The sequence below is a fragment of the Caballeronia sp. INML3B genome (assembly GCF_023631305.1).
Taxonomy (GTDB): Bacteria; Pseudomonadota; Gammaproteobacteria; order Burkholderiales; family Burkholderiaceae; genus Caballeronia; species Caballeronia turbans.
Genome location: NZ_JALQDI010000109.1, coordinates 1 through 263, shown reverse-complemented (window position 1 = coordinate 263; position 263 = coordinate 1). Strand labels below are relative to the sequence as shown.

Sequence of the window (263 nt, the reverse complement as noted above, 5' to 3'; positions counted from 1 at the left end):
GGAAATGACCGTGAGTTTCAACAAAAAGAAATCCCTAGCGACGGCAGCATTGACATTCGTCTTTTGAAGCCTAGACCTAATCAAGGTGGTGAGTGGAAGTTCTTTGTAGAGGTTAAAACCTATTGGTTCAACAAGAAGCCGTTTATCAGTAATTGTTTTCAAGGTGGTCGTGACATCATTGCGGAAGCTATTGCAGACGCACGAGGCTTAGGTGATAAAAGCATTGACGCACTATTAGATAGCGATGCGTACAGCGTAAACAC

General features: G+C 43.3%; 1 protein-coding gene. It reads left to right on the top strand.

From position 1 onward, the window contains the following. A partial coding sequence (locus tag NCS58_RS34085; RefSeq protein ID WP_250539049.1) for a hypothetical protein occupies positions 1-263 on the top strand: 263 nt, incomplete at both ends.